The sequence below is a fragment of the Mesorhizobium sp. NZP2298 genome, assembly GCF_013170825.1.
GTDB lineage: Bacteria > Pseudomonadota > Alphaproteobacteria > Rhizobiales > Rhizobiaceae > Mesorhizobium.
Genome location: NZ_CP033365.1, coordinates 2737519 through 2754317 on the forward strand (window position 1 = coordinate 2737519; position 16799 = coordinate 2754317).

At 63.2% G+C, this 16799-nt stretch carries 15 protein-coding genes; 10 read left to right on the top strand and 5 right to left on the bottom strand.

Annotation, left to right across the window (positions count from 1 at the left end; translation table 11 throughout):
- Positions 1-35: 35 nt before the first annotated feature.
- From EB231_RS13250 to EB231_RS13270, 5 genes are all read right to left on the bottom strand, one after another.
- Positions 36-1460 (bottom strand): amidohydrolase family protein, encoded by a 1425-nt coding sequence (locus tag EB231_RS13250; protein ID WP_172349194.1) that lies wholly within the window; start codon positions 1458-1460, stop codon positions 36-38.
- The gene (locus EB231_RS13255; RefSeq protein WP_172349195.1) at positions 1457-3133 is read right to left on the bottom strand and encodes a class I adenylate-forming enzyme family protein; all 1677 of its coding nucleotides are present in this window, start codon (positions 3131-3133) and stop codon (positions 1457-1459) included. The genes EB231_RS13250 and EB231_RS13255 overlap by 4 nt, the downstream gene beginning before the upstream one ends.
- A complete protein-coding gene (locus EB231_RS13260) occupies positions 3130-3975 on the bottom strand; it encodes a MaoC/PaaZ C-terminal domain-containing protein (protein WP_206681912.1) in 846 nt (281 codons plus the stop codon). The genes EB231_RS13255 and EB231_RS13260 overlap by 4 nt, the downstream gene beginning before the upstream one ends.
- Positions 3972-4874 carry an SDR family NAD(P)-dependent oxidoreductase gene (locus tag EB231_RS13265; RefSeq protein WP_172349197.1) on the bottom strand — a complete coding sequence of 301 codons (903 nt, stop codon included), beginning with the start codon at positions 4872-4874 and terminating at the stop codon, positions 3972-3974. The genes EB231_RS13260 and EB231_RS13265 overlap by 4 nt, the downstream gene beginning before the upstream one ends.
- Before the next feature lie 514 nt (positions 4875-5388).
- Positions 5389-6102, bottom strand: a complete 714-nt coding sequence (locus tag EB231_RS13270; RefSeq protein ID WP_172349198.1) for a TetR/AcrR family transcriptional regulator — start codon at positions 6100-6102, stop codon at positions 5389-5391.
- A 387-nt stretch (positions 6103-6489) separates the two neighbouring features.
- Between EB231_RS13270 and EB231_RS13275 the strand changes: the two genes are divergently transcribed.
- The 10 genes from EB231_RS13275 to EB231_RS13320 all read left to right on the top strand — a co-directional run bounded on the left by EB231_RS13275 (position 6490) and on the right by EB231_RS13320 (position 16797).
- The gene (locus EB231_RS13275; RefSeq protein ID WP_172349199.1) at positions 6490-7650 is read left to right on the top strand and encodes an acetyl-CoA acetyltransferase; all 1161 of its coding nucleotides are present in this window, start codon (positions 6490-6492) and stop codon (positions 7648-7650) included.
- Entirely contained in the window at positions 7643-8047 is a 405-nt protein-coding gene (locus EB231_RS13280; protein WP_172349200.1) for a Zn-ribbon domain-containing OB-fold protein, read from the top strand. Before EB231_RS13275 ends, EB231_RS13280 begins: the two co-directional genes overlap by 8 nt.
- A gap of 4 nt (positions 8048-8051) precedes the next feature.
- Positions 8052-9245: an acetylornithine deacetylase gene (argE, locus tag EB231_RS13285; protein WP_206681913.1), complete on the top strand. Its 1194-nt coding sequence runs from the start codon at positions 8052-8054 to the stop codon at positions 9243-9245.
- Positions 9236-10435: an NAD(P)/FAD-dependent oxidoreductase gene (locus EB231_RS13290; protein ID WP_172349201.1), complete on the top strand. Its 1200-nt coding sequence runs from the start codon at positions 9236-9238 to the stop codon at positions 10433-10435. The genes argE and EB231_RS13290 overlap by 10 nt, the downstream gene beginning before the upstream one ends.
- A 45-nt stretch (positions 10436-10480) precedes the next feature.
- Complete coding sequence (locus EB231_RS13295; protein WP_172349202.1) at positions 10481-11146, top strand: RraA family protein; 666 nt, start codon at positions 10481-10483, stop codon at positions 11144-11146.
- 208 nt (positions 11147-11354) lie between these two features.
- The gene (locus EB231_RS13300; RefSeq protein WP_172349203.1) at positions 11355-13148 is read left to right on the top strand and encodes a hydantoinase B/oxoprolinase family protein; all 1794 of its coding nucleotides are present in this window, start codon (positions 11355-11357) and stop codon (positions 13146-13148) included.
- Positions 13149-13213: 65 nt separating this feature from the next.
- Positions 13214-14410: an ABC transporter substrate-binding protein gene (locus tag EB231_RS13305; RefSeq protein WP_172349204.1), complete on the top strand. Its 1197-nt coding sequence runs from the start codon at positions 13214-13216 to the stop codon at positions 14408-14410.
- 58 nt (positions 14411-14468) lie between these two features.
- Positions 14469-15200 carry an ABC transporter ATP-binding protein gene (locus EB231_RS13310; RefSeq protein ID WP_172349205.1) on the top strand — a complete coding sequence of 244 codons (732 nt, stop codon included), beginning with the start codon at positions 14469-14471 and terminating at the stop codon, positions 15198-15200.
- Positions 15194-15919, top strand: a complete 726-nt coding sequence (locus EB231_RS13315; protein WP_172349206.1) for an ABC transporter ATP-binding protein — start codon at positions 15194-15196, stop codon at positions 15917-15919. Before EB231_RS13310 ends, EB231_RS13315 begins: the two co-directional genes overlap by 7 nt.
- On the top strand, positions 15916-16797 hold the full coding sequence (locus tag EB231_RS13320; RefSeq protein ID WP_172349207.1) for a branched-chain amino acid ABC transporter permease: 882 nt from the start codon (positions 15916-15918) through the stop codon (positions 16795-16797). The genes EB231_RS13315 and EB231_RS13320 overlap by 4 nt, the downstream gene beginning before the upstream one ends.
- Positions 16798-16799 lie beyond the last annotated feature (2 nt).

Here is a 16799-nt window from a genome sequence, read left to right on the forward strand (position 1 = left end):
TCAGGTTCGGTTGCGGCGGATCACTGTTCAGTGCCTCATGCGACAAGCGGCCAGACGGTTCGTTGCGCGATGCCGGCGCGCTTGGCCACACGCTCGGCGGAGTGTCTTGCCAGCCTGTAGATCTCGCTTTCGTCGAGTTTCACCAGCCGCCCATGACGCACGATCATCTCGCCGTTGCAGACGACTGTGTCGACCGCCTTGGTTCGCGAAACGAGCACGAGCTGCCGCACGACGTCGACATTGGGCTGGGCGTCCGGCAGATCGTTGCCGCGCACGACGACATCGGCCTTCTTTCCGACCTCGATGCTGCCGAGTTGTGAAGGCAGTCCGAGCGCGCGCGCGCCGCCAAGCGTGAACATTTCCAGGATCGACTGCGACGGCAGATACTCGCCCCATTCGCGGCTGACGAGATAGGCGATGAAGCCGAGATCGCCGAACGCCCATGCCTTCGCGATGTCGGTTCCGAAGGCGATCGAGGTGCCCGACTTGTGCAGGCCCGGGAAGCGGCTCCGGCCGGTCTGCGAGATGCCGTAATACATGAAATTGCCGGGATGCCAGACCAGCCCCATGCCGGTCGCCGATATTGCGTCGACCTCGCTCGGCTCGAGAATGTTCATATGGGTGAAGAAGCTGTTGGGGCCGACCAGGCCCTTTTCGGCGAAATGGACCAGAGCCGGTTTGCCGAAGCGTGTCTTGTCGTAGTCGGCATCCGCCACCATCAGATTCTGATGCTGGTGAAAGACCGCGCCGCTGCGATCGGCGAGCGCTTTCGCCTCCTGCATCAATTCCTCGGAGGCGCTGCCGCAGCCATACAAGGCGACGTGGCCGCGCGCCAAACCGTCCTCGTCCGAGTTGCGCTTCAATTGGCCACCCAGTCCCTCGCGCGCCCTTTTCGCATCGCATGGTGCGCGGGGAATATCGGCCGCCATCGGCTCGCCGCCGACGATATCCCACAGCATGCAGTCGGAAACCGAGCAGCGGATGCCGACGGCCCGCGCACCCTCGACGATGGCGTCCGGCGAATAGCTGGTTGCGGCATCGACGAAGCCGGTGAAGCCATTGCGCGCCATTTCGGCGGCGGCCATCAGGGCGCTGGCGTATTCGTCTTCGTCCTCAACGGCGTTCATCCAGCGTGTGAACACGCCGGTCCCGGCGCCGCCTTCCTCCCTGGGTGGATTGGGATTGTCGGTGATCGAACCGCGGCTGAGATGCAGGCCCGCGTGATAATGTCCGTCGATGAAGCCCGGATGCACCACGCCGCCGGCCGCGTCTATCTTGCTGCTGGAGGTCCATTCGGTTTCGATCTTGTTGGTCGTGCCGACCGCGACAATCCTGTTTCCCACGATCGCGACCGCACCGTCCGGATAGACCGTTCGCTGCTTGTCCATGGTCAGGATATAACCGTGGGTGATCAGCAGGTCGCAGGGCTGCGGGACGCCGGGTTCGGGAGGTGCCGTCATATCTGCACCTTCCCGGTCTCCCGGTCCCACGATCCGACGCGCAGGTCCGGCTTTTCCTTGAGCAGCGACTGTTTGTGAACGCGCATCGATGGGGTTCGCTCGAAGTCGGTGTCGCGAATCTCGATGAAGCGCGGGATCTTGAAGGCCGCCAGATTGGCCCGGCAGAACTCGACGATCGTCTCGGGAGACAGGTCATCGCCCGGTCTCACCTGAACGTATGCCTTTACCTCCTCGCCGCGAAGCTCGTCGGGCACGGGTACGACCGCCGCGTCTATGATCTTGGGGTGGGAGCGCAGGACGCCTTCCAGTTCGGCCGCGGAGATGTTCTCGCCAGAGCGGCGGATGATCTCCTTCTTGCGGCCGACGAAGTAGAGCAGACCGCGCTCGTCGCGGCGCGCCACATCCCCCGAATGATACCAGCCGCCGCGATTGGCCTCGGCCGTGGTCTCCGGCCGGTTGAGATAGCCGGCATAGAGATCCGGTCCACCGATCAGGCATTCGCCGGCATCGCCTTCGGCAACGTCATTGTCGTCGTCGTCGACGAGGCGGATAGTCACGCCCGGCGGCTCGACGCCCATCGTGCCGGTGCCGATGAGTTCGTCGGCCATGTGGTTGGGCACGCGGCTCATCACGCCACCCTCGGTGCTGCCATACTGGTTGTGCCAGTGGAAGCCATAGCGCTTCACCATTTCGGCATGCAGCTCCTTGGGCAGGCCGGCATGGATTGCTAGCCGAATGCGATGGTCCAGTTCGGCCGGTCCGGGCTCACCTTTCATCAGCAACGCGGGAATGGATGCGATGGACAGGATTTCGGTGGCGTCATAGGTCGTCACCACATCCCAGAAGCGCGATACGGAAAAGCGGCGCATCGCGACCATCGTGCCGCGCGAGGCGAGCGAGGTGAGAAGCTGGATCGCGGGATCCGCGTAATAGAACGGCAGGCAGCAGAGTTGCCGGTCCTGCCAGCCGCGCCGGAAAAGTCGAAGGTCGACGTCGATGACGCGTAGCCACCAGCCGTGATGCAGCATGCAGCCTTTCGGCGCGCCGGTCGTACCGGATGTATAGTAGACCGTGATGATGTCTTCGCGCTTGCATTCGACCGTGGCGAAATCCAGGGGCTCGGCCGCGTTTTCATACGCCGCAAGGCCGTCCGGTTCGTCGCCTTCGACCAGCACGATGTGGCGCAGTGCCGGCGAATTGCCGCGCACGGCCTCCATGATCGGCAGTTGCGGCTTGCCGACGATCGCCACCGTCGGCGCGGCGTCCGTCACGATGTGGCCCGCGTCGTATTGCATCGCGGTTGGTGCGATCGACACCATGGTGCAGCGGTTGGCGATGATGCCGAACAGCGCGATCATGAATTCGAGCCGGTTGTCGAGCATGATGACGACGCGGTCGCCAGCCTTGACATGGGGTTTCAGATATCCGGCAAATCGTTGGCAGCGATCGAGGAATTCTCGCCGTGTCATGATCGGTCCGCCATCGATGATGATCGCGGGGCGCTCGGGATCTTCAAGGCAGCCCTTGGAGACGATCTCGATGACCGTCTGATGGGGAACGCCGCTCCACTCCGGTGCGACGTTCTCATGCCTGATCCAGGTCGATGGTCGCGGCGGAATGTTGGAGATGCCGAGTTCCATGCGAGCTGCTTGTGTGACGATCGGGCCGCTCATGAAGACACCTGTGCGTAGCCGTTCTTGATCACGATGTTGCCGGCGGAGTCCGAGGCTTCGAAGCCGACAAGCCCGTCCTGTCCGGCCCAGTGGTCGACGGCGATCGATTGGCCGGGCGTCAGGAAAAGCGGATGGGCGAAGCGGCAGCCGAGCCGCTTCAGCCTCGGCGTCTGCCCGCCACAATGGTCGTCGACGACCGCGCGGGCGGCGAAGGACAAGGTGCACATTCCGTGCACGATCGGTGCCGGAAATCCGGCCTTGGCCGCGACGGCCGGATCGATCGTGTAGGCGGAATAATCACGCGCCGCATCGGCATAGCGGCGGGTCTGGTCGGGCGTCAGGCCGTATCGCGCCGAGGCCCCTTGCGTCCTTGCGATCACCGGTCGCGCAGGCGGCGTCTCGCCATGCACCGCATCGGAAGGTTCTCCACGGACAAGGCAGGTGCTGTACTGGGTACAGACCGCCTTGCCGTCATGCGTCACGGTTTCGGAACGAATGACGAAGGTGGTGCCGGCACGGGTGCCGCGCACGTTCGTCAGCGTCGAGGCGGTGAACAGCCGCTGTCCGGGCACGATCGGCGCATGAAAGAAGAAATCGTGCTCGCCGTGCAGGACGAAGTCGCTGGTCAGCTTGTCCAGCACCTCGACCATGCTTTGCATGACGGGCACATGGGAGAAAACGGGCGGCGCGAATTCACCTGCCAGATGCCGCCGGTTTTCGTCATCGACCGAGCGTGCGAACTGCGCCAGCCTGTGGCTGCTGGTACGGAACTCCTCGGAGTCACGTGACATGCCTATGGGCGGAGCCTTGGTGTTGAGGTGCCCCGGGGAGCCTGAATTCATAACGGGAGTCCTTCGACGAAATCACCCAGTTGCGGAAGCTTGGGTAGTCTGTGGTTCAACGCCTTCTCGACATCCTCGATCTGCCAGCGCCCATCCGTGCGCAGATCGATCTCGATGGCGCTTGGCGCGATCACCTCGATACGATTGCCATAGGCCTGAAAAACCTGTCCGGTCGCTGGACAGTCTTCCAGCGCAAGCCAGCAGATCAGTGGCGAAACATTGTCGGGCGAAAAGACGTCGAACACACCGTCTGGCGGCGCTTGCAGCGATGTCTCGATGCGCGTGCGGGCCGAAGGGGAAACGGCGTTGGAGCGCACGCCGTATTTGATGCCTTCAAGCGCAAGCGTGCGCGACAGGCCGATTACCGCGAGCTTCGCCGACGCATAGTTTGCCTGGCCGAAACTCCCGACCAGCCCGGCGAGGGAGGTCGTGTGCACGATCGACGCGGCGACCTGTCTGCCGGCCTTGGTCTCGTTGCGCCAATATTCCATGGCGTGGCGCGCCGGCGCCGCATGGCCCTTGAGATGGACACGGATGACGGCGTCCCATTCGTCTTCGGACATGTTCGCGAACAGACGGTCACGCAGGATGCCGGCATTGTTCACCAGGATGTCGAGCCCGCCGAATGTCTCGACGGCCATCCCGATCAGCGCCTGGGCCTCGCTCCAGTCCGCGACGTCGTGGCCGCTCACCATCGCCTTGCCGCCGTCCGCGATGATTTCGGCGACGACCGCGTTGGCGGGGGATACGTCGCGCCCTTGCCCGTGGAGATCGGCACCGAGATCGTTGACGATGACGGATGCTCCGTGCCTGGCCAGCGCAAGTGCATAGGAGCGGCCAAGACCCCGACCCCCGCCAGTCACCACCGCGATCCGTCCTTCAAGCCGACGCTTCGTCATTACGACAGCCTGTCCGATGATGTCGCGACCACCGCGCGTTCGCAGAAAAAAGGTGCAATCTGATCGCGCACGTCCACCTCGCTTGTCGCCTGCAAGGGGCGCTCTGGCGCCTGACCAACGGAATGGTCCGGCACTTACCCCCGCAGCCCTCGTCTCGTCCAATGTTTGACAGCAGACATCAAAATGAATATGAGGTCAATATCATTTTTATCGGCAAATCTCTATTCCAAGTCTGATTTCTCCATTCCAAGTCTGATCGCGGAAAGAGTAAAAGTCGCGGCAGGGATGGCGACGCCCTCTACGGCTTTGCACTGGACGCCAAGGAGGCGTTCGTGCCGGGCAGCGTCTTCGATCCGGCGGCGAAACTCCGAACGGCGATGCGCGTGAACTTCACCAGAAGTGCGCCGGCGGTGCTCGAGGCAGGTGTTTCCACGGCTTGCGGTAGCGGCCAAACGCTACCTGGCGTCAAACCACTGACCGTGACCGGACAAACAGGCGTTCGTCCGGCGAACGATCAGCGTCCGGGCGGATCCTTGCAATAGACCGCCCGGTACCAGAGCGTCGACAGCATGAGCGCAAGGTCTTCGTCGCCGGAGAGGCCTTCCTGGTCGAAGAGCGAGTCCCGGCTGACAATCACAGCATAGAGGTAGTGGAAGACCATTCCCTCCAGCGCGTGCGCCACCGCGACCGCCGATCCCGGCATGTCTTCCTTGTAGTTGCCGCGTCGCGAGATCGACCGGGCGAGGTTCTCGATCCACGTCTGGTGCCGTGGCCGCCACAATTGGCGGAATTCCGGCAACTGGCTCTGCAATTGCAGATGGCACTGCATAAGCCCCGCATTCGCGCGATAGGCGGCCACAAAGAACCTGTTGGTGTTCAAGATCGCGTCGAACTCACCGGTGCCGCGTCCGACCTGGCGTGCGCGATCATACAAATGCTCGACGAAGTCCAGCACCACCTCGATGGCGATCTCGTTCTTGTCGCGGTAATAGACATAGAAGGTTCCCAATGCCACGTCGGCATAGGTACAGATGTCCGAGACCTTCACGTCCTGATAGCCGATCTCCTCGAGCGCCTGCGCCGCGGCAATCTTCAATCGATACTTGGTCCTGTCGCCTTTCGATGCGAAAGACCGCGAGGTCATCCCCACGGCCAGATGCTCGGCATATTTCTCGGCCTTGCCGCCGTTGCCGGCCGGCGCGGCCTTTTGTTGCGCCTTCACTGCCATGCGATCATCCTCCGCCCGGTGGTGTTGCACCAGCGTGTCCGTTTATCATCATTCGCGCCGGTGTGGTGGATTTGAAGTTCCTGTTGTTTGACGACATCAGCGTTCAGGAGCTTCAAAATCCAAAACCACACGAGAGTCCATCCAGTGCGTTCGAGTGGCCACGATAAAAATTGATATTGACTTCATATTCATGTTGTATGATTTCTGATTCCGCTGCCGTGCGCAAGCGGTGAGCCAGCGCGGCCTCATTTTTTGGGCGCCGTCCGCGATGTGCATCAGCGGCTGAAGGCTGAACAGGCTGGAGGACATCTCTTTGGACGTCGGATCTGAAATGGCGCTTTACGTCTTTCGCATGGCGAGCCCCTGTCTCCAGGGTTGGAATGATCCATGCCTCACATCTTGACCGCCTCACCCGTCTATATCGTCGGTGCGGCCGAGACGCCCCTTGGAAAGGTGCTGGACCAGAGCGAGCTGTCGATGGTGGCGCTGGCCGCCAAGGAGGCGCTGGGAGAAGCCGGGCTGGGCCTGCGCGACGTCGATGCGCTCTTCACCAACTATATGGGCGAGGAGGGGTCCGTCCAGCTTGGCGAATATCTCGGGGTGCGGCCGCGCTACGCCGAATCGTCTGATATGGGCGGTGCCTCTTTCGAGTTTTTCGTACACCATGCCATGACGGCGATAGCGACCGGCCGGTGCGATGTCGCGCTCATCGCCTATGCCTCGCGTCAACGCAGCCGCCGAAACCGCAAGAAGGCGGCTGCTGCTCTGGATGGTTCGCTCTCCGCGCAGTTCGAGACGCCCTACGGCATCCATTTTCCGATCGGTCACTATGCGCTGAGCGCGGCGCGCTACATGCACCAGTACGGCGCCACGCCAGAGCATCTGGCCGAAATCGCCGTCGCGGCGCGGCAATGGGCCGGGCTCAACCCGAAGGCCTGGGTCCGCGATCCCCTCACCATCGAGGAGGTGATGGCGTCGCCGATGCTGTGCGATCCGTTGCGCAAGCTCGACTGCTGCCTAGTCACCGACGGCGGCGGCGCCATCGTGGTGGCGCGCAAGGACCGGGCGCGTGATGCCGCCAAACGGCCAGTGCGCGTCCTCGGTGCCGGCGAGAGCCATGTCCAGTGGCATGTCGCGCAGTGCCCCGACCTGACGGTGACGCCGGGTGTGGCCTCCGGCCGTGAAGCCTTTGCAATGGCCGGCGTGAAACCGGGCGATGTCGACGTGTTCGAGCCCTACGACAATTTCACCCATGCCGTGCTGCTCTATCTGGAGGATCTCGGCTTCTGCGGGAAAGGCGAGGCGGGTGCCTTCGTCTCGGAAGGCCGCCTCAGGCCCGGCGGCAGCCTGCCCAGCATGACTTCCGGCGGCGGCCTTTCCTATTGCCATCCAGGTGCGCTCGGGATTCTCCTTTTGATCGAAGCGGTGCGCCAGTTGCGCGGCGAAGCCGGCGACCGCCAGGTTCCCGGCGCCGAAATCGCGGTCGCGCACGGCACCGGCGGCCTTGCCTTCTCGACAGCCTCGACCGTGGTGCTCGCCCGTGACTGACAATCTTTCCTTCTCCGATCTCGGCGCGGCCGACCCAACCACCGAGCCGTTCTGGCAGGCCTGCGTGGAAAGGCGGCTGACCGTGCAGCGCTGCACGGCTTGCGGGTCGCATCAGTTCTATCCGCGGCCGTTCTGCCTTTCCTGCGAGGCGACCGAGCTCGAATGGGTGGGCGCCAAGGGAAGCGGCACGATCTATTCGCTTACCACGGTCCGCATGCCGGTCAGCGAGGATCTGGCGCCTCCCTACCTTCTCGCACTCGTCGATCTCGACGAGGGGCCAAGGCTGCTGACCAATATCGAGGCCGAAAGCGCAGGGATCGGCGACCGCGTGACCGTCGCCTGGCGGCGGCGCGACGGGTTGCCGCCGCTTCCCGTCTTCAGGCTTTCGGCCGGGTGATGCGATGACGATTGTCGACGGCGCCGTGGACGACAGCATCGCCATGATCGGCGACCTCATCGGCTTTCCGACGGTGTCGCGCGATCCCAATCGCGATCTTCTGTTCTATGTGGAGGCATATCTCGCGCGCCACGGGATTGCCTGCGACATCATCTGGAACGACGACCGCACCAAGGGCAATCTGTGGGCGACGATCGGTCCGGCCGATGTGCCGGGCGTCATCCTTTCAGGACACAGCGACGTGGTGCCGGTCGACGGGCAGGCCTGGACAAGTGATCCGTTCGTGCTGCGACGAGCGCATGGACGCATCTACGGCCGGGGTGCCTGCGACATGAAGGGCTTCATCGGTATCGTGCTCGCCGCCGTTCCCGGTCTGGTGCGGCGCAATCTCAAGGTTCCGATCCACATCGCGATCTCCTACGATGAAGAGTTCGGCTGCACTGGCGTTCGCAGCCTGATCGACCGCATCGCCGGCATGCCGATCAAGCCGGCGCTCTGTATCGTTGGCGAACCGACCAGCATGCAGGTGGTGATCGGCCACAAGGGCGGCGGCATGTACCGGGCCACGATCGCCGGCAAAAGCGCCCATTCCAGCCTCGCGCCGACTGCCGTCAACGCCATTGAATATGCCGCGGAACTGATCGCCTTCATCAAGAGCTTGTCTTGCGAACACGCCCATGGCGGGCCGCACGATCATGTCTATGATATCAGCCATTCCACCCTGTCGGTGACGACCATCTCCGGCGGCACCGCACTCAACATCATTCCGAACAGCTGTGAATTCGGCTTTGACATCCGTTCGTTGCCCGAGGTCGATGCGCGCGCCCTGATCGAGCGTATCCGCGGCCATGCCGAAACCATGATCCTGCCCCGGATGCGGGCGATCGCGCCCGAGGCCGAAATCATCGTCGAGCCGATTGTCGAATTCGTCGGCCTGTCGACGCAGGCGGATCATCCCGCGGTGACGTTCATCAAGCGCCTTGTCGGACGCAACGATCACGTCAAGGTCGCCTACGGCACCGAGGCCGGTCTGTTCAGCAATTCGGCCGGGGTGGTCTCGGTTGTATGCGGGCCGGGATCCATCGAGCAGGCCCACAAGCCGGACGAATATCTCGATCTTGCCGAGATCGAACGCTGCCGTGCCTTTCTCGATCGCCTGGCGGGCCAACTCGAGGACGGCGGACTGCCGTGGCTGTGAAGCGCGGTTTCGACGCGATCGTCGTCGGCGCCGGAATAGCCGGCACGGCCAGCGCCTATTATCTGCGCCAGGCCGGGCTCTCGGTGGCGCTTGTCGACACGCATCATCCCGGCTGGGGGGCGTCGGGCCGCAATCCTGGCTTTCTCTGGCTGCAGACCAAGGCGGCAGGGCTGGCCATGGACTTTTCGCTTGCCGGACGCCGGTTCGCCGAAACGCTTGCCGGCGAATTGCCGGATTTCGGCTTCCGCGCCAGCGGCGGGCTGATCACCTGGCGCGACGACGTCTTCGAGCCGGTGGCGCGCGCCTTCGTCGCAGACCGGGTTGCCGCGGGGTTGCCGGTGTCCCTGCTCGACCGGCCGGCTCTTCGAGATCTCTGTCCTGACATTTCGCCGGAGGTCTCCGGAGCGGTTTGGAATCCTCTCGACGCGCACCAGGACACGCGGCTTCTGGTGCGCCACCTTGCCGATGCTTTCCAAAACGGAGGCGGCAGCATCCTTGCGCCGGCGCGGGTCGAAAGTATCGCCCTGACGGATTCGACCTGCCGGGGTGTCAGGCTGGCGGATGGCACGGAAATCGAAAGCGGCGTCGTGGTGGTGGCTGCCGGGCCATGGTCCAACCTTTTGCTCGGACCGTTGGGGCTCGACATTTCCTTCACGCCGACGCGTTTCGAGGCGGCGGAGACCGCGCCGGCGCCTTTCAGGATAAAGCCCGTGATCTCGGGGCAGTCGCTGTTCCGCTTCTTCACGCCGCCGGGCATCGATGCGACAAGCCTGCCGCGCGAGCCGGTGGAACTCTTGCGCCCCGAACTCGGCTTTACCGGACAGATCGCAAGCTTCCCCGATGGGTCGCTGCAGTTCGGCTGCGCCTACGAGATCGGCAGCGACGATGACCGGGCGACAGTGGCCGGGCAGGCGATGGCATGCTCGATCATGAGCCGCAATTTTCAGGCGATGGCCAGCCTGCCGATCCTGAGGCAATGGGCAGGTATCGTCGCGCAGACGCCGGATGGCCTGCCCGTCATCGATGCCGGGAGTGGTCCCGAGGGATTGATCCTCAACACCGGTCATTTCTTCGGCAACCTCGCGGGCGTATTTTCCGGCAGGATCGTCGCTCAACTGGCAAGCGGGCAGGAGCTTGTCTATCCTGTTGAAGGATTTTCGCGACGGCGTTTCACTCGGGTGGCCGCGTAGCGTGGGGCAGGGACGTTGGTCGAAACAGTCCGACAGGGAGGAAGCATGCCGACAAGGAGTTTCAGGGCCGCGTTTGAGCGGCTGGCGCCGGACGCGCTGGCGGACTGGGCAGCAATACCTGTCACGATCGTTTCCGATATCAGCGCCGGACATGTGGTGGTCGACCCGCGCATCAGGCCGCTCCGGCCGCTCGCCATGGGCACGAGAATGGTCGGACAAGCGGTCACCGCCAGGTGCGACCGTTCCGATTTCGGGGCGATGCTGCACGCCATCGACATTGCCGGCCAGGGCGAGGTCGTCACCGTCGATGCCGGCGGCTGCCTGCAGACAGCCTATACCGGCGAAATCCTCTGCGGCCTGGCGCGGCGCAAGCGGGTCGCGGGCCTGATCGTCAACGGGGCGGTCCGGGATGTCGACACGATCGCCGGCTGGAACGATTTTCCTGTCTACGCGCTCGGCAACACGGCCAAGGGCCCGCTGTCGAAAGAGCATGGCACGGTCAACGGCGACATCGTCTTCGGCGGCGTCGCGGTAAGGCCCGGAGACATCATACTTGGCGACAATGACGGCATTGCCGTCATCCCGCTGGGCGACGCCGGGGCGCTTCTCGAACTGGCGCAGCAAAGAGTCCGCATGGAAGAACAGTGGGTGAGGGAACTCGTCTCCGGCCGGACACTGATCGATGTCTTCAGCGTTCCAGAGGCGATATGAGCCGAATCTTGATCGTGTCCTGACCAGGGCGAAAGACGCTTGAGAGTCGAACGTCACGACAATCCAATCGAGTCAAAAATGATATTGACTTCATATTCATTTCGCAGTCTGTTGATATAGCGGTATCCACTGCCGGCGAGAAGCCTGTCTCGCCCAGGAGATAGCCGTCCTGCTACGTGACTGCGTTCTCAATCCGGAGGGTTTGCCGATGGCGCAATCGGGCAAAGCCAAGAAGCTGGCCAAGTTCGATCCCACGCTGCTCGCAGTGCTGTCGAGCCGGTTCGAGTCGATCATCCGCGAGATGACGAACACGGTTATGAAAGCGAGTCGTTCCAGCGTCATCAAGAACGCCCGTGATATGTCCTGTGGCATCCTCACCTATGATCACCGGCTGGTTTCGGTGGAGGAAGCGCTGCCGATCCACGTCAATGCGCTCGAGCTGACCACAAGGCCCATCACCGAACTGTTTGACGACGTGAAAGAAGGCGACGCATTCCTCAACAACAGCCCCTTCTACGGTGTCACCCATCATGCCGACCTCACGCTTTGCGTGCCGGTGTTCTTCGAAGGCACACCACTGTTCTGGACCTTGTCGCGGTCACACCATGCCGACATCGGTGCGCCGGAACCCTCGACCTACCTGCCGTTCGCGGCAACGATCTACCAGGAGGGCGTGCATTTCCCGTGCGTTCGTATCCAGGAGAACTTCAAGGACAAGCAGGATCTGATCCGCATCGGCCTGCAGAAGATCCGGGTCAGCAACATCTGGTACGGCGACTACCGGGCGCAGGTCGGGGCTTGCCGAACCGGGGAGCGCCGTCTCAAGGAACTGGTGGCGCAGTATGGGATCGACACCGTCCGCGACTTCATCGAGGCGTGGATGGACTATGGCGAGCGGCGCGCGATTGCCGCGATCAGGAAACTGCCGGCAGGTACCTACATTTATGAAGTCCGTCACGATCCGGTCGCCGGCGTCGCCGACGAGGGCATTCCGATCAAGGCGAAGGTGACGGTCGACCCGAAAAAGGGCCTGATCACCGTGGATGTGCGCGACAACCCCGACTGCGTCCCAGGCGGCCTCAACCTGACGGAGGCGTGCGCGGTGGCCTCTTGCCGGATCGGCGTCTACTACAATCTGGAAGCGAGCGTTCCGCACAATGAGGGCAGTTCGAGCCGGATCGTCCCGCTGCTGCGCGACGGTTGCGTCGTCGGGCGGCCGAGCCATCCGATCGGAACGTCCTGCGCCACCAGCAACGTCAATGAACGCCTAGCCAACGCGGTGCAATGCGCATTCTCCGAAATGGGCGAGCCCTATGGCATGGCGGAAGGCGGCGGCAATTTCTCGGCTGCCCTCGGCGTCGTCTCCGGCATCGACAGGCGCCGGGAAGCGAGCGTCGAATATATCACCCAGCTCATGCTGGCCCTGTCCGGCGGCCCTGCCAATCACGGCCATGATGGCTGGCTGACCTATGAGTGCTCGGTCGGCAACGGCATCATGGTCACCGACTCGATCGAGGTCGACGAAGCGACCTATCCTATCCTTGTCGAGGAACGGCGCATCCGCCAGGACAGCATGGGCTTCGGCCAATGGAACGGCGCTCCGGCCGTGGAGGGCGCCTACCGTTCGCTGACCGGCGACATGACGCTTTATGTCTGCGGCGATGGCGGCACATTTCCGGCCAAGGGCGTGCTCGGCGGATTGCCGGGTGCCAATGGCGGAACCTGGCGTCGCGGCCGAAATGCCGAGGTCGAGAGGTTGCCGGATTTCTACAACGGCGCGTTTACGGACGGCGAGGCCATCCTCTACCGCTCCTGCGCGGGCGGCGGCTATGGCCGGCCCGACCGGCGCGACCCAGAGCGTGTCGCGGAGGACGTCAACCGGAAATGGCTGAGCGTGGCGACCGCGCGCGAAGTCTACGGCGTCGCCCTGACGCTTTGCGGCAACGGTATCGACTACCAGGTCGACACCGCCGGGACCGAAAGGCTGCGCGCGACAAACTGAACGCATGAGAAGAACAAGAAGGCGGCGGCAAGCCGACCGCCAATCTGGAACCAGAGGGAAAAGCGATGAAACAACGTCAATTGTTGAAAACTGGTCTTGTATCGAAAACGGGCCTGGCGGCCCTGGCGCTTTCCGCCGCCCTTTCGGGCGCGCGGGCCGAGGATCCGATCATCATCGGAGCTGCGATTGCCCAGAGCGGCGCGATCGCTCCCTATGACGACGGTCCGGCCAAGGCGATGGAGATCGCCGTGGACGAAATAAATGCCAAGGGCGGCATACTCGGCCGGCAGCTCAAGATCATCTATTCCGACACCAAGTCGGACATCGCTTATGGTGCGACGGCGGCGCAGGACGTCATCGACAAGGGCGCGAAGATGGTCGTGGTCACCTGCGACTATGACTATGGCAGCGCGGCGGCGTCAGTCGCCGATGGTGCGGGGCTGATTGCCTTCTCCACCTGTGCCGGCGATCCGAAGTTCGGCCCATCGGGCATTGGCCCGAACGCGTTCACCATGGCCACCGGCGCGCCCGGACAGGCGGTGGCGCTGGCCGAATGGGCGTATAATGTGAAGGGATGGCGCACAGCCTATGTGCTGCTCGACACGACCATCGCCTTCGACGCCAGCTTCGCCGACTTCTTCACGCGCCGCTGGACCGAGTTGGCCGGACCCGAAGGACTTATCGGCAAGGACACGTTCGGCGGCGAGGATCCCCAGATCGCCAGCCAGATTACCCGCATCAAGGCATTGCCCAAGCAGCCGGATGTAATGGTGCTCAGCTCGTTTCCACCAGGCGGATCGAGCGCGATGCGCCAGTTGCGTGCGGCCGACGTCAATGTGCCGCTGCTCGGCTCCGAGTCCTGGGATGGTGACTATTGGCTGGAGGCCGTTCCCAATCTCAGCAATTTCTACCTCGTGACGTATGGTTCCGTTTTCGGCAACGACAGCCGTCCGGAAGTCGTTGCGTTCATGGACAAGTTCAAGAAGAAGTTCGACACACGTCCGGTTACTTCCCATGCGATGACTGGCTACAGCGTCATCCAGGGCTGGACGAAGGCGGTCGAGAAGGCCGGTACATTCGATACCGACAAGGTCCGCGACGCGCTGGAGACCTTTGTCGACGAGCCGCTGCTTGCCGGACCAACCACCTTCACCAAGGACACGCACATCAACATGCGGCGCGATCTCATTCTGCTCGAGGTAAAGGACGGCAAGCCCGGCAACGTCGTCAGTGTCATCAAGGCGGAGCAGATGCCGAAGTAGCGCTCGCATCGCAAGCCGTATCATGTCCGTACAGCAGACAGCCGGTTCAGAGCCGACCGTGTCCACGTTGGATGTCAGGGATGTCGTCGTCGACTTCCAGGGTCTGCGTGCGATCGAGAATGTGAGCCTGACGTTGAGACCGGGGGAAATCCTCGGCCTCATCGGTCCGAATGGCGCCGGCAAGACGACCCTGATCAACGTCCTGACCGGGTTCCAGACGGTGACGCAGGGCAGCGTCCACATGAATGGAGTGGATATCGGATCCTGGAAACCGCATGAGCGCAGCCGCAGAGGGCTCGTGCGCACCTTCCAGAGCGTGCTGCCCTTTGTCGGACTAACGGCGCTCGAGAATGTCGAGGCCGGCGGCGTGGCGATCGGCATGAGCCGGCGCGAAGCACGCGCCGAGGCGCGGCGCATCCTCGGCGAGATGGGGCTTTCGGCCAAGGCCGACAGGCCCGTCGGCACACTGCCGTTCGGCGAGGAGCGGCGTGTCGGCATTGCCAGGGCCGTCGCCATGAGACCGCGCTTCCTGTTGATGGACGAGCCTGCGGCCGGGCTCAACGATGCGGAATGCAACGATCTCCAGCAGATCATCAGGAGCATCGGAGAGCGGCTCGACTGCGGCATCCTTTTCATCGAACACCGCATGTCGCTGGTGTTTCAGCTTTGCCATCGGATCCAGGTGCTTCAGCTTGGCCGCACGCTGGCCATTGGTTCGACCGCGGAAATCAGGGCTGATGCCAAGGTCCGCAAAGCCTATCTCGGCGAAGAGGATCCCGCGCCTTGCTGAATATCCGCGACCTGCACGTCAACTATGGCAACATCGTTGCCTTGCGCGGCGTTTCGCTCGATGTCGGTGAGGGCGAGATCGTCGCCGTGATCGGCCCGAACGGCGCCGGCAAGTCGACGCTGTTGCTGGCGGTCGCCGGCGTGGTGAAAGCGCGCGCCGGCAGCATCGAGCTTGCCGGGCGCAACACCGCCCAGATGCAGGCCGAAGCGCTGGTTTCCGCCGGTCTGTCGCTGGTTCCGGAAGGCCGCCACATCTTTGGTTCGCTGAGCGTGGCGGAAAACCTGGCGCTCGGTGCGACGGTTCGCCGGGACAGAAAGCAGATCGCGGCCGACATAGACAAAGTGCTGGCCATGTTTCCGGTGCTGAAGGACCGGTATCGGCAGCGTGCCAACAAGCTTTCGGGCGGCGAGCAGCAGATGCTGGCAATCGGCCGTGCGATGCTGGCGCGACCAAAGCTCCTGCTTCTCGACGAACCATCGCTTGGGCTGGCGCCACTGGTGGTCAACCAGGTCTACCAGGCGGTACTCGAACTCAGGCGCTCGGGTGTCACGGTGCTGATCGTCGAGCAGAACGTGACACGCGCGCTGGCAGCGGCCGACCGCACCTATGTGCTGAGTTCCGGAGCAATCGCGATGTCGGGCAAGTCGGCCGACCTTTCGGGCACGGCCGCGTTCGACGCGGCCTATTTCGGTGTCGCGGGTGAAGGGGGAAAACCATGATCTTCCTGCAAAACGCCATCGATGCCATCAGCCTCGGCGCTGTCTATGCGCTGGCGGCATTGGGGATCGGCCTGATCTTCAGCATCATGCGGCTGATCAATTTCGCTCATGGCGAGCTGATCATGGCCGGCGGCTTCACGCTTTTTTCCTTGGTCGGCCAGCCGCTTCTGGTGATGATCCTGGCGGCCATCATGATCACCACGATCCTGGCGCTCGGCATGGAGCGCGTTGCCTTCCGGCCGCTGCGCAAGGCCAATCCCGCAACGCTGCTGATCGCTTCCTTCGCGGTTTCCTATCTTGTGCAGCACACCGTGCTGTTGATGTTCGGATCGCGCGCCATCGGCGTCGCCTTTCTCTCCGAACTCGGCACCAGCGTTGAATTCGGCGGCTTGCGCGTGCCGCGCCTGCAGATCGTTACGATCGCAACCACACTCTGCCTGATGGCCGGGCTTGTCGTCTTCTTCCGCTTTTCGCGGATCGGACTGCAGATGCGCGCCGCCGCCGAGGATTTCACCATGGCCCGTCTCGTCGGGGTTCGTGCCAACCGGGTCATCGCCTTTGCATTCGCGATCTCCGGCGTGCTGGCAAGCATGGTGTCGCTTTATCTCGTCGCCCAGACCGGCAGCGTATCCTACAAGATGGGTGTGTCGATGGTGCTGATCGCCTTCGTCTCGTCGGTCATCGGCGGTATGGGATCGGTCGCCGGCGCGGCCCTTGGCGGCTTCCTCGTCGGCGTCGTCTCGGTCTCGCTTCAGGCCTATCTGCCCGTCGACCTGCGGCCGTATCGCGACGCCTTCGTCTTCCTGATGTTCATCCTGTTCCTGTTCTGGCGCCCGGATGGACTGCTGATGAGTCGCGCCGACCGGGAGCGGGTGTAGGC

What these genes read in the sequence shown, in the direction of transcription:
- EB231_RS13250 (WP_172349194.1), bottom strand. Translation starts at nt 1,460, where the DNA reads ATGACGGCACCTCCCGAACCCGGCGTCCCGCAGCCCTGCGACCTGCTG.
- EB231_RS13255 (WP_172349195.1), bottom strand. Translation starts at nt 3,133, where the DNA reads ATGAGCGGCCCGATCGTCACACAAGCAGCTCGCATGGAACTCGGCATC.
- EB231_RS13260 (WP_206681912.1), bottom strand. Translation starts at nt 3,975, where the DNA reads ATGAATTCAGGCTCCCCGGGGCACCTCAACACCAAGGCTCCGCCCATA.
- EB231_RS13265 (WP_172349197.1), bottom strand. Translation starts at nt 4,874, where the DNA reads ATGACGAAGCGTCGGCTTGAAGGACGGATCGCGGTGGTGACTGGCGGG.
- EB231_RS13270 (WP_172349198.1), bottom strand. Translation starts at nt 6,102, where the DNA reads ATGGCAGTGAAGGCGCAACAAAAGGCCGCGCCGGCCGGCAACGGCGGC.
- EB231_RS13275 (WP_172349199.1), top strand. Translation starts at nt 6,490, where the DNA reads ATGCCTCACATCTTGACCGCCTCACCCGTCTATATCGTCGGTGCGGCC.
- argE (WP_206681913.1), top strand. Translation starts at nt 8,052, where the DNA reads ATGACGATTGTCGACGGCGCCGTGGACGACAGCATCGCCATGATCGGC.
- EB231_RS13295 (WP_172349202.1), top strand. Translation starts at nt 10,481, where the DNA reads ATGCCGACAAGGAGTTTCAGGGCCGCGTTTGAGCGGCTGGCGCCGGAC.
- EB231_RS13300 (WP_172349203.1), top strand. Translation starts at nt 11,355, where the DNA reads ATGGCGCAATCGGGCAAAGCCAAGAAGCTGGCCAAGTTCGATCCCACG.
- EB231_RS13305 (WP_172349204.1), top strand. Translation starts at nt 13,214, where the DNA reads ATGAAACAACGTCAATTGTTGAAAACTGGTCTTGTATCGAAAACGGGC.
- EB231_RS13320 (WP_172349207.1), top strand. Translation starts at nt 15,916, where the DNA reads ATGATCTTCCTGCAAAACGCCATCGATGCCATCAGCCTCGGCGCTGTC.